At 63.4% G+C, this 15,165-nt stretch carries 12 protein-coding genes; 7 read left to right on the top strand and 5 right to left on the bottom strand.

Features of this window, described 5'->3' with window-relative positions; translation table 11 throughout:
• Positions 1-26 precede the first annotated feature (26 nt).
• The 3 genes from LDN90_RS06555 (at position 27) to LDN90_RS06545 (ending at position 2,002) form a co-directional block, all read left to right on the top strand.
• Positions 27-902, top strand: coding sequence for an FAD-dependent oxidoreductase (locus tag LDN90_RS06555; protein WP_223948421.1), 876 nt, complete (start codon positions 27-29; stop codon positions 900-902).
• 127 nt (positions 903-1,029) lie between these two features.
• Complete coding sequence (gene deoC, locus LDN90_RS06550; RefSeq protein WP_223948420.1) at positions 1,030-1,722, top strand: deoxyribose-phosphate aldolase; 693 nt, start codon at positions 1,030-1,032, stop codon at positions 1,720-1,722.
• Positions 1,723-1,774: 52 nt separating this feature from the next.
• Complete coding sequence (locus tag LDN90_RS06545; RefSeq protein WP_216926894.1) at positions 1,775-2,002, top strand: hypothetical protein; 228 nt, start codon at positions 1,775-1,777, stop codon at positions 2,000-2,002.
• 92 nt (positions 2,003-2,094) lie between these two features.
• Here LDN90_RS06545 and LDN90_RS06540 read toward each other — a convergent pair whose 3' ends face one another.
• Together LDN90_RS06540 and mfd are read right to left on the bottom strand one after the other, a co-directional pair.
• Positions 2,095-2,904: a metal-dependent hydrolase gene (locus LDN90_RS06540; protein WP_216926893.1), complete on the bottom strand. Its 810-nt coding sequence runs from the start codon at positions 2,902-2,904 to the stop codon at positions 2,095-2,097.
• 4 nt (positions 2,905-2,908) lie between these two features.
• Positions 2,909-6,541, bottom strand: a complete 3,633-nt coding sequence (gene mfd, locus LDN90_RS06535) for a transcription-repair coupling factor (RefSeq protein ID WP_223948419.1) — start codon at positions 6,539-6,541, stop codon at positions 2,909-2,911.
• Between the two features lie 57 nt (positions 6,542-6,598).
• Between mfd and LDN90_RS06530 the strand changes: the two genes are divergently transcribed.
• The 4 genes from LDN90_RS06530 (at position 6,599) to nhaA (ending at position 10,447) form a co-directional block, all read left to right on the top strand.
• Positions 6,599-8,212, top strand: coding sequence for an SDR family oxidoreductase (locus tag LDN90_RS06530; protein ID WP_223948418.1), 1,614 nt, complete (start codon positions 6,599-6,601; stop codon positions 8,210-8,212).
• A 50-nt stretch (positions 8,213-8,262) separates the two neighbouring features.
• Complete coding sequence (locus LDN90_RS06525) at positions 8,263-8,760, top strand: DUF2505 domain-containing protein (protein ID WP_216926890.1); 498 nt, start codon at positions 8,263-8,265, stop codon at positions 8,758-8,760.
• Position 8,761: 1 nt separating this feature from the next.
• Positions 8,762-8,983 (top strand): hypothetical protein, encoded by a 222-nt coding sequence (locus LDN90_RS06520; RefSeq protein ID WP_216926889.1) that lies wholly within the window; start codon positions 8,762-8,764, stop codon positions 8,981-8,983.
• A gap of 180 nt (positions 8,984-9,163) precedes the next feature.
• Entirely contained in the window at positions 9,164-10,447 is a 1,284-nt protein-coding gene (gene nhaA, locus LDN90_RS06515) for a Na+/H+ antiporter NhaA (protein WP_223949256.1), read from the top strand.
• Between the two features lie 10 nt (positions 10,448-10,457).
• Here nhaA and sufU read toward each other — a convergent pair whose 3' ends face one another.
• From sufU to LDN90_RS06500, 3 genes are all read right to left on the bottom strand, one after another.
• Positions 10,458-10,910: a Fe-S cluster assembly sulfur transfer protein SufU gene (sufU, locus tag LDN90_RS06510; protein ID WP_223936373.1), complete on the bottom strand. Its 453-nt coding sequence runs from the start codon at positions 10,908-10,910 to the stop codon at positions 10,458-10,460.
• A gap of 59 nt (positions 10,911-10,969) precedes the next feature.
• Positions 10,970-12,298 (bottom strand): cysteine desulfurase, encoded by a 1,329-nt coding sequence (locus tag LDN90_RS06505; RefSeq protein WP_223948417.1) that lies wholly within the window; start codon positions 12,296-12,298, stop codon positions 10,970-10,972.
• Positions 12,299-12,377: 79 nt separating this feature from the next.
• Positions 12,378-14,825, bottom strand: a complete 2,448-nt coding sequence (locus LDN90_RS06500) for an ATP-binding protein (protein ID WP_223948416.1) — start codon at positions 14,823-14,825, stop codon at positions 12,378-12,380.
• Positions 14,826-15,165 lie beyond the last annotated feature (340 nt).

Raw genomic sequence — 15,165 nt, 5'->3', positions numbered from 1 at the left:
AGGTCACGCCAGCGAAAGGGCCAAACATGTCCTCCACACCCGTTCACGTTGTCATTGCAGGCGCAGGTCCAGCAGCCCAGGCTTTGGTGCGGCGGCTGGCGGGCAGCGGCTCAGGTTCCCGGCAACGCCCGTTCGATGGCACCATTACCGTGCTCAGCAATCGCGACGAATGCCCCGAGGCGCTCCTGGAACTGGCAGAACTGCCGCAGGTCTCGATCCGGTTCGGGCAGGCCGCGAGTTTCATTGACGCCGACGCGAAGATCGTCACCACCGTGGACGGCATGGAGTTCTCATACGACCAGCTGGTGATCGCTACGGGTTCAGCTCCAAGCCTCCCGCCGGTCGCGGGCGCCGAAGCGGGCCTGAGTTACTCCACCATCGATGACGCCGCGAACATCGGTGAAGCGGTCAAGGACGTTACAAAAATCGTTGGCCGGCGGCCGTTGGGAATCCTCGTGGGCAATGGTCCCGCAGCGGGCCAGGCAGAGGCCGTGCTCCGGGCCCGCGGGGTTCGTCCCGTCCGCACCACCCTCCGCCCGGCCGCCGTCATTGCTTCCGTCGCCGGCGCCGGCATGCCAGCTTCCGTCCTGGCCGGGACCGGCATCGTTTTCGAGGACGGCAGCAGCATGAACGGCGATCTTGTGGTCCTCGCCGAGGAACGTATAGCGCGCAGCGAACTCGCCGAAAGCGCTGGTCTCCTGATTGCGTCCGACGGCGGCATCGCAGTAGGGCGCGACCTCGCCACCTCCGTGCCGGGCATCTGGGCGATCGGCGACGCCGCTTCCTGCGATGGTCTCCGACTGGGCCTTTTGCTTTCTGCCGAGTCCTCCGCGATGCTGTGCGCCTCAGGGATGCTGTTAGGTGCATGGGGCGGCAACCAGCAGCCCGCAATGGCGGCCTAGCTGCCCCCTCCACCTGCCTCTGTGGACAACCGGACTGGCAATCGGACCATGTGGCAAGATGGTCCTTTGACGGGCAGTGACAACCCTGCGGCCATCGGGCCGGCCACGCCCGGCACGGAAGGATCCCATGAGCAAAGAAGCCGTCGCGCCTGCAAGCATCGCCTCGTACATCGACCACACACTGTTGAAGCCGGAGGCCAGCGAGGCCGAGGTTTTGAAGGTGTGCGCCGAGGCCGTCGAGTACAAATTCAAGTCCATCTGCGTCAATCCGATCTGGGTCAAGACCGTCACGAAGGCCCTCAAAGGATCCGGAGTACTGACCTGCTCGGTCATTGGGTTCCCGATGGGCGCCACGCCCAGCGACGTCAAGGCGTTCGAAGCGCGCGGTGCCGTGTTGGACGGCGCTGATGAGATTGACATGGTGATCAACATGGCTGCCGCCCGCGCGAATGACAAGGGTGCTTTGGTGGATGACATCACCGCCGTCGCCGAAGCTGTCCACGCCGGCGAAGCGATACTGAAGGTCATCATCGAGACGTCCATGCTGACCGATGAACAGAAGGTCATCGCCTGCGAAGCCGCCGTGGAGGCAGGGGCTGACTTCGTCAAGACCTCCACTGGATTCAACGGCGGCGGAGCAACTGTTGAAGACGTTGCCTTGATGCGCAAGACCGTTGGGCCCGATGTTGGCGTCAAAGCGTCTGGCGGAGTGCGGTCCCTGGCTGACGCACAGGCTATGATTGCTGCTGGTGCAACACGTATCGGAGCGAGTTCCGGAATAGCCATTGTCAAAGGTGAACAGGGTTCATCGGATTACTGAGGCATCCGCAACCGCCACAGATTTTGAGCCCTGCGGGGCCGAGGAGGAATGAATGTCCAAGAACGCAACAAGCGCCCCAATTGAAAAAGAGAACAACCTCGGCGCAAGCATCGTCCTGTTCCTGGTTGTGATCGTGCTCTTCCTGGGCGCCATCTACTCCCTGTCCTTCCTCACCCTGGACAACCCGTGGCCGATGGCCGTCTGCCTGGGCCTGTTCGCCCTCGCATTCTGGATTCCGCAGACCATCCTTGGCCGCTCGGACTCCGCTGGCGAAAGCTAGACTTCACGCAACATGACATGGCCCGGGCGAATGCCCGGGCCATTCTTGTTGGTTGGCAGCCGTACTTTTTGGCGGAGCCGATGCGCGGCCGGCTAGGGCAGCTGCAGCATCCCGCCCAGCGCAGAGAAAATAGCCGGCCAGTGCTGCCCAGCGAGAGCCCAGCCCGCCGCGCCCATGCCCACCATGGCGTATCCGCTGACAGGAATCAGCACCAGCCACTCGCGCCGTGATCCGGCCCTTCCCAGCAGCGGAATCGAAAAGGCTCCGTTGGCCCGCCAGATGCCGCTGATCAGAGATTTCCGCAGGAATTTAGGTGGCTTGATAACGATCGGCCACAGCAACGGTACGCCGCCTACGGTAATCATGTCCCCGACAATGTGGACCACGACGCCCGTCAGCATTGACAGCGGCAACCAACCCCATTGATCCGGTGCAAACCAGGTCACCAGGCCAGCCATCACCACGGCGAACAGCCAGTTGGTAATCCAGCCCGACTTCGGAAACAGGTTCAAAGCCTTGGCTGCCAGGTTGATCATGAACATGCACAGCAAACCAGCGCCAACCGAGAGCTTCCCTGCCGGTGTAACCATCTGAAATTGTGCTGCCATGGCCGCCAGCACTACAAAGGCCGAGGCTCCCAACAGAGAGTGGGTCCCTTGCCGGTGGCCGCCGCTGGCTTTCTCAATGCCCACCGCAATCACATTGGATAACGGCGGCAGCGAATTCGCTATGGTGCTGTGCCGGTGGTCCCAGTCGCACACCAAGGCTGTGCCCGCCGTCGCCATGGCCCCGATGAGGATGCCAGTCGAGTCCAGCGGGTACCAGCCCAGGGCGTAGGGACCTGTCGAGGCAATAGCTATCCACGCCGCGGCTCCTGACGCGGCGTGGTGTCCTCCCATCATTCGGTTAGCCTGCCTTTACGGGTACGTCTGAGAAGATCGCTTCGATCACGTTGTTCGCCCACTGAAGGATCTCTGCGTCCTGGAGATCACGGCCGCCGATCCTGGCCGTTTTCGGTTTGGGAATAAGCACGGCATCCAGAGCAGGCTTGACCTGGGAACCCGGGTACATGCGGTTCAGGCGCATGGTTTTGGACTCGGGCAATTGCGCCGGCGAGAAGCGGATGAAGTTTCCTTGGAGCGCGACGTCGGACAGGCCGGCTTCACGAGCCCCCACCCGGAAGCGGGCCACGGCGATGAGGTTCTGCGCCGGCAAGGGCGGCTCACCATAGCGGTCCACGAGTTCGGCGAGGACCTCATCGATGGCCTCGTTGGTCACAGCAGCGGCCAACTTCCGGTAGGCCTCCAGGCGCAGCCTCTCACCGGGCACATAATCGTGCGGCAAGTGGGCGTTGACGGGCAGTTCGATCTTCATCTCGGCTGCCTTTTCCTCGGCCTCGCCGCGGTACTCGGCAACAGCCTCGCCTACGAGCCGGATGTAAAGGTCGAAGCCCACTCCCTGGATATGGCCGGACTGCTCCCCGCCGAGCAGGTTGCCCGCACCACGTATTTCGAGGTCCTTCATAGCCAACTGCATGCCGGCACCGAGCTCGTTGTGAGCCGCCACGGCCTTGAGTCGCTCCAGGGCTACCTCGCCCAGGGGCTTTTCCGAGGGATAGAGGAAGTAGGCGTAGGCACGTTCACGGCCACGACCAACACGGCCACGGAGCTGGTGGAGCTGCGAAAGTCCGTACTTGTCGGCGCCGTCAACAATCAGGGTGTTGGCATTGGAGATGTCCAGCCCGGTCTCAATGATGGTGGTGCAGACCAAGACGTCGAACCGTTTCTCCCAGAAGTCCACAATGATCTTCTCGAGGCGACTCTCGGACATCTGCCCGTGTGCCACTTCCACCCTTGCCTCCGGAACCAGCTCGCGGATCTGCGCGGCGATGCGTTCGATCGAGGACACACGGTTATGCACGAAGAACACCTGCCCCTCGCGCATCAGCTCACGGCGGATGGCCGCTGACGTCTGCTTGTTGGTGAAGGGACCCACATAGGTGAGCACCGGGTGGCGTTCCTCCGGCGGGGTGGCCAGGGTGGACGTCTCACGGATGCCTGTCAGGGACATCTCCAAAGTACGTGGAATCGGCGTAGCGCTCATGGCGAGCACATCCACGTTGGTGCGCATTTTCTTCAGTGCTTCCTTGTGTTCCACACCAAAGCGCTGCTCTTCATCCACGATCACCAACCCCAGGTCCTTGAACTCAAAGTCCTTGGACAGCAACCGGTGCGTACCGATCACGACATCGACGGCGCCGCTCTTGACGCCTTCGGCTGTTTCTTTGGCTTCCTTGCCGCTCTGGAAACGCGAAAGGGGCTTCACGCGTAGCGGGAACCCCGAGAAACGTTCGGTGAAGGTCTCATAGTGCTGCTGGGCCAACAGCGTAGTGGGCACCAGGACCGCTACCTGCTTGCCGTCCTGGACAGCTTTGAATGCCGCTCGGACTGCGATCTCGGTTTTACCGTAGCCGACATCGCCGGAAACCAGGCGGTCCATCGGGATTTCCCGCTCCATGTCCGCCTTGACCTCGTTAATGGTGGTCAGCTGGTCCGGGGTCTCCACATACGGGAAGGCTTCCTCGAGCTCGCGCTGCCACGGGGTGTCCGGGGCGAAGGCGTGTCCGCGGGATGCCATCCGGGCCGAGTAGAGCCGGATGAGCTCTCCGGCGATCTCCTTAACGGCCTTGCGGGCCTTGGACTTGGTGCTGGCCCAGTCAGCTCCGCCCATCTTGCTCAAGGCCGGGGTGTCACCGCCGACGTAGCGCGTGACCTGATCCAGCTGGTCCGTGGGAACAAACAAACGGTCCCCCGGAGCGCCGCGCTTGGATGCCGCATACTCCAGCACCAAGTATTCACGCAGCCCACCATCCGAAGACGACGTACCGGTCACCTTGCGTTGAATGAGCTCAACGAACCGGCCGATTCCATGCTGCTCATGGACCACAAAGTCGCCTGCGTGCAATTGCAACGGGTCCACGGCATTCCGCCGCTTGGACGGCATCCGACGCATATCCTTGGTGGAACTGGCAGTGGCCCGCCCCAGCAGGTCCGCTTCAGTCAAGAGGCCCAGTTTGAGGCCGTCAAGGACAAAACCGCGTCCGACGGCGGCAGTGGTCACCTCGATGATGCCTGGCTGCGGATCCTTATCCAGCGAGTCCACGCGTGCACAGGGGATGTCGGCGTCGTCGAACAGCTCAACCAGGCGCTGCGCCGGTCCCGGACCATCAGTAACAACTACCAGGCGCCATTGCTCCCGGACGCGGGAGCCAATGAAGTCCAGCATTTCCGCGACCTCGCCCTGGTAACCGCGCGGTTCCCGGGCATGGAGGTTCAGGACGTCGATGTCCAGCACCAGGTCCTCATCAGTCGCGAGCGAGGTGATGGACCACCAGGAGACCTCGTGTTCCAACGCCGCGGATCGGGTGTCGGTCAGAGAACGGAAGCTCGCAGCGTGCAAGTCAGTGGACGCCTGTGAGGACAGATCCAGAGGCGCAGAGCCGCCGTCGGACGCCGTTGACCAAGCGGCTTCCAGGAACTCTTCGTTGGTAGCAGCGAGGTCGTGCGCGCGGGTGCGTACTTTTTCCGGTTCGATGACCACGCTCAGGGACCCGGCCGGAAGCTGCTCCACGAACGGGACCATGGCATCCACCAGCACCGGGGCCAGGGATTCCATGCCTTCAACGGCGATCCCACCGGCGATCTTCTCGAGCATGTCAGCCGCCGCCGGCATATCGGCTTTGAGCTTGGCTGCACGGGACATGACGGAGGGTGTGATCAGGATTTCGCGGCACGGGGGCGCATGCAGTTCAGTCGGGTGGTGGATCCCGGGTGCAGACAGCGAGCGCTGATCGGCTACGGCGAACCAGCGCATCTGGTCAACCTCATCGCCGAAGAACTCCACACGGATGGGGTGGTCCTCCGTGGGCGGGAAAACATCCAGGATGCCACCGCGAACCGCGAATTCGCCTCGGTGCGTCACCATGTCAACCCGGGCATAGGCAGCGTCGGACAGCGCACGGACAACATCGGTGAAGGAGCGTTCCTGCCCTACCTGCAGCGTGACGGGGACGAGGTCGCCCAAACCGGCGACAATCGGCTGGACCACAGCGCGAACCGGCGCAACCACCACACGCAAGGGTGCCGCCGTCGAGGTTTCAGGGTGGGCCAGGCGGCGCAGGACGGAGAGCCTTCGGCCCACGGTGTCCGAGCGCGGTGAGAGGCGCTCGTGCGGGAGGGTTTCCCAACTGGGGAAAGTGGCCACGGAGTCCGCGGGGAGATAGGAGGCGAGCGCCGCTGTCAGGTCTTCGGCCTCACGCCCGGTGGCGGTAACCGCCAGCACAACAGGCGTGCTGCCGGCTTCAGTTCCTTGGGCAGCCAGGCCATCGGCCATTTCTGCGAGCAGAACTGCCCGCATCCCGGTAGGGGCGCTGATTTGGTAGTCCGTGCTCCGGGCCGAAAAGGGCCGCTGAGCCTCGGTTCGGACGCGCGCAAAAGTCTTGTCCTCCGCCAGTGCGCGGCGCAGACCGTTGAGGCTCATGGCTGAAACTCCTAGGGTGGGTCCAAGGGCAGGCAACACAAATGCCCGGAAATTCGAATGAATGCCGGGTCATTCCAGCCTACCCCTCCCTCCAGCCCAGGAGTTCCTTTGCAGTCATCCCCAAACCAGTCATCGCCAAACCAGGCATCCAAGACCGTCCTTGTCACGGGCGCCACCGGTTACATCGGAGGCCGCCTGGTCCCTCGGCTTCTCGAGGCTGGCCACCGCGTGAAGGTGGTGGTCCGCTCCCCACAGAAGATCGCCGACGTTCCATGGCACGACGACGTCGAAATCATCACGGATTCCCTCTCCGACGCGGGAAGCCTGGAGAACGCGCTCCAGGGTGTGGATGTGCTCTATTACCTCGTTCACTCCATGGCTTCGGGCAGTGGATTCGAGGCGAAGGAAGAAGCCATGGCGCGACTCGTGGCAGACGCGGCCACCCGGGCCTACGTCAACAGGATTATCTACCTCGGCGGCCTGCACCCGGAGAACGCAGAGCTCTCTACGCACATGCGTTCCCGTGAGACCGTCGGACGGGTCTTCCTTGAATCCGAGGTGAATTCCATAGTGTTCCAGGCGGGAGTCGTCATCGGTTCGGGTTCGGCGTCGTTCGAGATGATCCGCCACTTGGCCGATACCCTGCCCGTCATGCCGGCACCCAGCTGGGTCAATAACCGGATCGAAGCCATCGCCGTGCGCGATGTGCTGCACTACCTTGTGGCTGCTGCCACGCTTCCCGACGGCCTGAACCGGACGTTCGATATCGGCTCCCGCGACGTCCTGAAGTACAAGGACATGATGAACGAGTACGCCGTGGAGCGAGGCCTGCCCCGCCGTTTGGTAATCGCCCTGCCGGTTCCGGCGCCCAAGCTCGCCGGCCTTTGGGTTGCACTGGTGACGCCCATTCCGCTGTCCATGTCCTTGCCGCTGGTGCAGTCGCTGCAGCACGACGCAGTGTCGCGGGAGCACGACGTCGATCATTACATTCCGCAGCCCGACGGCGGCCTGACGCCCTACCGCCGTGCCGTCGCCTTGGCTTTGGGCAAGGAACGGGACGGGCAGGTGGAGACTACCTGGGCAAATGCCGGAATCGACGCCGACCCTCTTCCCAGCGATCCCGATTGGGCCGGTTACAAGGTCTTCCTGGACGAGCGGACCTTCCACAGCGACGCGAAGCCTGAGCATGTGTGGACCATCATTGAGGGCATCGGTGGCAAGAACGGCTGGTACTCCCTGCCGCTGGCATGGCGGGTGCGTGGATGGCTGGACAAGCTCACCGGTGGCGCCGGGCTGCTGCGCGGCCGGAGGCATCCGAAAAAGCTGGGCAGCGGCGAAGTGGTGGACTGGTGGCGGGTGGAAGCCATAGACCGCGGACATTTGCTGCGCCTCCGGGCCGAGATGCGGGCGCCCGGGCGTGCATGGCTTGAGTTGGCAGTGGAGCCCGACGGCGGCGGGAGCCTTTACAAGCAGCGCGCCATATTCTTTCCCCGCGGTTTGGCGGGCAGGTTCTACTGGCTGGGCGTGTACCCCTTCCACGGGATCATTTTCCCGTCGATGGCACGGAACATTTCGGCTGCCGCCTCCGCTCTTCAGGAGGCACAGCAGGAAGCGGCCCCGAATGAACGTGAACAACAGGCCGGTTCCGGAGTGGCCTCGGACACCCCGTAGGATGTTGTGAGCTAAAAGAGCTTCACCACCAACATATCCACGGAGGACCCATGGCCCTGAGTGCATCCACCACCCTGCCGCACAGCGTTGACCGAGTAGCGGCCGTATTTGTCGACGAAGACTTCCTGCGTCACACGAGCGAACTGGTGGGCGGCTCCCTGGAATCGTTCACGATCGACGGCGACCCTGCCGGCGCTTTCAGCACCACCACGGTTCGTACGCTCCCGACTACCCGCTTGCCGGATATCGCCCGCAAGTTCGTGGGCGAGAGCCTGACCGTCACGCAGACCGAGCAGTGGGAGGCGCCCGCAGCAGACGGCTCCCGCGCCAGCAAGATTGCCTTGAAGGTCTCCGGTGCCCCGCTTGATGTCACCGCCGTCCAGCGTTTGGTTGCTGAAGGCGCGAACACCCGCATCGAGCTCGAGGGCAATGTGTCCTCGTCGGTTCCGTTCCTCGGCGGCAAGATTGCTGATGCTGCTGAGCCGATGGTTGGCAAGGCCCTGAACATCCAGTCCCAGCAGGCGCAGGCCTGGCTCGAAAGCCACTAGCATGCAGCTCCCTGCCATTCTGGGCTGGGTCCTGATCGTTGCCGGCGTATGGTCGCTGGTTGTGTGGCCCCAGTTCCTGAAGCGCGTCATGAAGGACCCCCGCGCCCGCGACTCCGCCGGCAAGGCCACCAGGTTCCTCACAGTCCACGTGGTCCTGGTCTCCATTTCCATGGTGCTGGGACTCGCGACGGCGGCCATCGGGATCGCCGGGCTCGTCGCCTAGCGCTCGTCCCAGCCCAACTAGGTCGCAGTAGTGCGCGTTTTGAGCCCTCATAACGCGCTCTACTGCTACCTAGTTGGGTAGAATGGAACTTGGTGTGCCGGGAAGTCTGGTCGGCGGTGTCTTTGCGATGCCTGCCCTTAGACCACTCGACCCACAGGAGCCTCCGTGGCCAAACAATCCATGACCACCACCGTCTTCAGCCGCTCCAGCTACCCCGAGTACCGCCGCATCCTCTCGATACTCCGAACAGAGACCGTAGGCGGAGCCCTCCTTCTTGGCGCAACAGTCATCGCGCTGATTTGGGCAAACTCCCCCGCCGCTGACGGTTACTTCGCATTACGCGACCTCAAAATAGGCTATGAGCCCTGGCACCTGCAGCTGAGCCTCGGGCATTGGGCCTCCGACGGCCTGCTCGCTGTGTTCTTCTTCCTCGCAGGCCTTGAACTCAAACGGGAGTTCGTCGCCGGGGAACTCCGCAAACCTGCCCGGGCCGTTGTCCCCGTTGCCGCGGCCGTTGGTGGGGTTCTCATCCCCGCGCTGATCTACGTCCTCTTCAACCTAGGCTCGGCCTCGGAGACAGTCAAAGGTTGGGCCATCCCCACGGCAACGGACATAGCCTTCGCCCTGGCCGTCCTTGCCGTGATCAACACGCACCTTCCCGCAGCCCTGCGGACCTTCCTGCTGACCCTCGCAGTGGTGGACGACCTCATCGCGATCGGCATCATCGCTTTCTTCTACTCCACGGGGATCCAGCCCCTCATGCTCCTGGCCGCGTTGGTACCGCTGGCCCTGTTCACCTTCCTGGTCCAGAAGCGGATCCGCAGTTGGTACCTCCTGCTCCCCCTTGCCGTGGCCACGTGGGGTCTCGTCCATGCGTCCGGCATCCACGCCACAGTGGCCGGGGTGCTGCTGGGCTTTGCGGTTCCTGTCTTCAACAGCGGAAGAAGGGGTGAACCGGCCGAGGGTCTCGCTGAACACTTCGAACACCGGCTGCGCCCCTTCTCGGCCGGATTCGCCGTACCCGTCTTCGCCTTTTTCTCTGCAGGAGTGGCCCTGGGCGGTTTCGACGGCATGCGGGCCGCGCTCACTGATCCGGTGGCCGTGGGAATTGTTGCCGCGCTGGTACTGGGCAAGGCCATTGGCGTCTTTGGCACCACGTTCCTGGTGACCAAAACCACCCGCGCGAGCCTGGATTCCAGCATTGCGTGGATCGACCTCTTTGGGCTGGCACTGCTGGCCGGGATCGGATTCACCGTCTCCCTGTTGATCGGCGAGCTAAGCTTCGGCACCGGGTCTGCCCACAACGACCACGCCAAGGTGGCCATCCTGGCAGGTTCCCTGACCGCGGCGCTGCTGGCCGCCGTCGTGCTCAGGGCCCGGAACCGGCGGTACCGCCTGGTTCAGGCGGAAGAACAGCGAGACGACGACGGCGACGGCGTACCTGACGTCTTCAACCGCGCTTAGCCCCGGGCTACTAGGCCGTTGCCTGGTTCAGCGCGTCCTCTGCAGCAACCCACGAAATCATGGCGCATTTGACCCGGGCGGCGTAGCGGGCCACGCCTTCGAACGCGGCGGCGTCTCCCAGAATCTCTGGATCCGCCTGCACCTTTCCACGCGAACGGAGGACCTCACGGAAGTTGTCGATCACGGCGTGCAGTTCTTCTACCGACATTCCTTCGCCGAGGTCTGTCAACACTGATGCCGACGCCATGGAGATGGAACAGCCTGCGCCGTCCCAGCTGATCTGCTTGACCGTTCCATCGGCAACAGCCAGACGGAGCGTTACTTCATCTCCGCAGACCGGGTTGAGTTGGTGGGATTGCCCGGTTGACGTGCCCGTTGGGGCTTCCGTGTCTGCGAGCCCGCTGCCGTGCCGCTGCTTGGAGTGGTCCAGGATGATCTGCTGGTACAGCTGGTCAAGACTCATGGTGCTGGTTACCCGTTCGTGGAAGTTTGTGGGGAGCGGCTGCGGTGCTGCCGCAAGAATCAGGCCTGGAAATAGGCCCGAACGCCAGACACGGCGTCAAGGAAGGCGTCGACGTCGTCCGTGGTGTTGTAAAGGTACGTACTTGCCCGAGTGGTAGCAGTCAGCCCCAAGCGGCGGTGCAGCGGCTGGGCGCAATGGTGGCCGACGCGGACGGCGATGCCGCGATCGTCAAGGAATTGGCCGACGTCGTGGGCATGGACACCGGCGACGTCGAACGCGGCCAGTCCGATGCGTTCCGCACCGGAAGCAGGACCCACCACGCGGATGCCGTCGATGCCCTCAAGTCCTTTAACCAGTCGCTGACCCAACGTGGCTTCCCACGCATGGATGCGGTCGATCCCGGTTTCGGACAGATAGTTAATGGCTGTGGCAAGGGCAACCGCCTGGGAGATGCGCTGGGTCCCGGCTTCGAAGCGCTGTGGAGCAGGCAAGTATTCGGCGCGTTCCATAGTGACCGTGGTGATCATGGAGCCACCGGTGAGGAATGGCGGGAGGACGTCCAGGAGCTCCTGCTTGCCGTACAGGACGCCGACGCCCGTGGGAGCCAGCATCTTATGGCCCGAGAACACCGCGAAGTCGACGTCCAGGTCCTTGACGTCAATGGGCATGTGAGGCACTGATTGGCAAGCATCCAGGACCACCAACGCACCCACGCGTCGGGCGAGAGCCACGAGTGCGGCAACCGGGTTGATGGTTCCCAGGACGTTGGAGGCGTGGGTGAAAGCCAGCAAGCGGGTCCGCTCCCCCACGATCTCTTCCGCGGCGTCCAGGCGAAGGCTGCCAGCATCGGTTATGGGAATGTACTTGAGTGTGGCTCCGGTCCGGAAAGCGAGCTCCTGCCAGGGGATCAGGTTGGCGTGATGCTCCATCTCCGTGACCACGATTTCGTCCCCGGGGCCGATGGCCAGCTCCTTCAACGCCGAACTACCCCGGCCCTGTGCAGCCCACAAAGCGGCGTTGGACAACGCATAGCTGATGAGGTTCAGGCCCTCCGTGGCGTTGGACGTCCACACGGTTTCCTCGTACTGGGCACCAATAAAGTCCGCGACAGTTTGGCGGGCGTCCTCGAAAACCTCAGTCGCGCTCACCGCAAGCTGGTGCGCGCCACGGTGTACCGCGGCATTGCGTTGCTCGTAGAACTCCTGCTCGGCCTCTATCACGCTCAAAGGGTTCTGCGACGTGGCCCCGGAATCGAGATAGATCAACGGCTTTCCGTTGACCAGTTGGTCCAGGACCGGGAAGTCGTTCCGGATCCGCAGCACCTCCGCATTGTCCATGGCAGGAACCACGGACTGCTGCAGTGAGGCGGGAGTTGATACGACTGTCAAGGGGCGCTCCTTGGAAATCCTTCAGGGACACTCAATTATCCCACGGCGCGACCTCCCCGGAGATGTGCCGTTCAGCACGTCAATGTCCTGCAGTACCGGGCAGCCATCCCAGCGGCGGAGCAACATCATTGTCGAAAGCCCCGTGCAGCCGCTCCATCAGCGTCCAGGCGCGGCGGCTTGCCGCGCCGCGGGTCCTGGCTTCGTAGCCACTGGCCGCCCGGGCGTAACAGAGGGCCGCCTGAGCGAATTGCCGGTCCCCGGAAAGGCTCCTGCCAGCAGATTCAAGCAACCTGGGGTCATTACCCAGCAAAGCCGATGCGAAGGTTCCCGTCGCCGCCGCGCCAGCGCCCTGCAACGAAGCGGCAAGCTCACTAAGGCGGCGCTGCACTACAAGGTCCTCGACGGCGGACCTGCTTGCGTTGAGCATCATGAGGGTCAACGCCTCGGCTTCCATCAAAGGACTTTGCCGGTCATGGAATGCCTCGGCTACCGCAAACAAATGGCCGGGCTTGCGCGAAACCTTGTCCTGGGCTGCCGCCACGAACAGGGCGCTGAGCTGCGGCAACAGGCCTTTGTCAGTTGGGTCGAATGCGTCCTTTGCCGCCACCAAGCTCTGCTGCACCCTTGCCGTGGCCTGCTCCGAATCACCGCACATCGCCGCGGAGTACGCCAGCATCGCCGATGCCAGCTGCAGAACCGGCGGCAGGCCGGCGTCGTGCAGCTCAGCCACAACGGGTTCCAGGGTTCGCAACGCGGCACGGGGAAGGCCTTGGCTGAGCTGGGCATATCCCCGCGCTACGTCCAGGCACCATGCCACCTGCGCTGGCACCGCGTAGGCCCAGGGGCAATCCAGGAGGGCATCCAACTGGCTCCATGACAGGTTTTGCCGCAGGCAGACCACGTGGCGGAGCAGGACGCCTGGCCGGAACATCTCCAGCGCGGGGTCGGCGCCGATGGCGGCCATGGCGGCGGAAGACTTTTCCAGCGCTTGGGGAGCGTCCCCGGAAAGCAGGAGTTGTTCGGCCTGGTGGACATTCCACATGACCCGGGCGGCTGGATCCGACGGTGCCGCCGGCCCATGCGCCCCGCCGTCGGGCTTTAGCGGCATGGGTGAGGCCGCCCCCAGGAGGCTCAATGCCATCAACCGACGTGCAGCGTCGGCCTGCACCTCCGGCTGCGATCCTTCACCCTCCAACTCGCGCAACTCCGGTGCTGCTTCCTTGAGTTGGCCCTCTGCAATGAGTGCCCTGGCGCGGAGCATCCTGGCTTCATCCCGGTGGCCTGGACCGTTGACGCCCACCGAAGCCCTGATGGCCAGCTCAGCGGTGGACGGTTTGTCAGCGGCGGGGGCTGCGGCCAGGATGAGTTCGTCGGAGAGGCTCAGCCCGGAATCGAGGGTCCACGTCATCCACCGCAGCATGGCGGGCGCGGAATCCGCCGTCAGTCCCGGCTCCTCGATGCCAAGCCGGAGCGCCGTGCTGCGGGAGCGGGGAACCGACAGCCGGATGCCCTCACCCCTAAGCCATGAACTCGTACGGACAAGCGGCGGCCTTCCGGGCAGCACCCGGATGTGGCGTGCGTCAAGAAGGTGTTCCACAGCTTTCTGGCCGAAGCTGTGCTCAACAACATCCAAGGCCAGCGGCTCGGCGAGCGCAATAACCTCCAACGCCTTCAATTCTTCCGCAGCATGGTGGGAGATATCGGCCCGGACGTGCTCAACCACCCCGGGCCATTGGCAATGTGCCCGTACGTCGATGGTCCAGTAGCCGTCGCGCTGCACCAGGAGGTGGGCGTTGCGTGCGTCCTGGATCGCGAGGCAAAGGAGTCCCACGTTGAACCCGCACATCGCCGCCAGAAGACTGCTGGCGCGCCGTTGAACCTTTCCGCCCAGTACGTCCTCGCACAAGGCCTGTGCCTCACTGAACGTAAAGGGAGCCAGGATGTGCTGCTCCAGGAAGCCGTCTTCCCACAACTGGTACAGATCCGGCGGAAGCGGGCGCCGGCTGTCGGCCGTAGCTACCAAGGTGGCGCCGAATCCCGGCATCAGCTGCAGTAAAACCGCCAGGGACGCAGGATCGACGAAGTGGATGTCGTCCACGAGGAGGACCAGTGGAGGCCGTTTAGGCTCTGGGTGACGCTTGCTTCGACGCCGTGCAACCGGTGGTGTGTACAGGTATCCTGCTGGACCGAGGCTTTGGGTGAGCGCCCGCAGGACATGAAGTCCCGGGAGGTCCGTTTGTTCGCCTGAGGGCTGTACTGCGGCGCTCAACGCACCGTAGACGGTTGTCTGGAGTTCCGCTTTGCCGGCGAAGGTGCGGACGTCCATGGAGTCTTGTAGTCCTGCTTTGATGGAGAGCAACAAATGGCTCTTTCCAGATCCGCTGTCGCCGATCACAACTATGCCGTTGGTGGAAGGAGAGGGTACTGCTGCGAGGATCAGATCCAGGATCTGTTTCCGGTCCGGGAATGTTGGCGGCCTCAGCCCGACTGTGACAGTGTCTTCGTCCAGCCAGGGGTCCGGCAACATGCGCACTCCAATAGCAGCAGTCCCTTGGTCCGGGAGAATTTAGGCTTTCCGCGATTTTGCGGGATCCCTGGCCTAGAAGCCGGCGACGGCTGGGGGGAGAGTCTCGGTCTCAGAAGACTCTGTCGCCGCCGGCTTCGTCCAGGGCCGGACCGCCTCTCGGCGGCCGGAGCATCGGCTCAAAGAGACCACCGATGCGGTATTTCGATTTGGAATTCGGGGGATGCTTGGGGCTTTCCTTCCTTCCAAGATCAGTTAACCGTGTGCCGGAAATCAGAACACCAGTAATCGGTACTCGATTAGTACGGCGGTTTTCGGGCCCCGATACTCTGTTGTACTCAGT

This window comes from Arthrobacter sp. NtRootA1, assembly GCF_019976975.1.
Taxonomy (GTDB): domain Bacteria; phylum Actinomycetota; class Actinomycetes; order Actinomycetales; family Micrococcaceae; genus Arthrobacter; species Arthrobacter aromaticivorans.
Note: the sequence above shows the minus strand (reverse complement) of the source record. Positions and strands in the feature narration are given on the sequence as shown.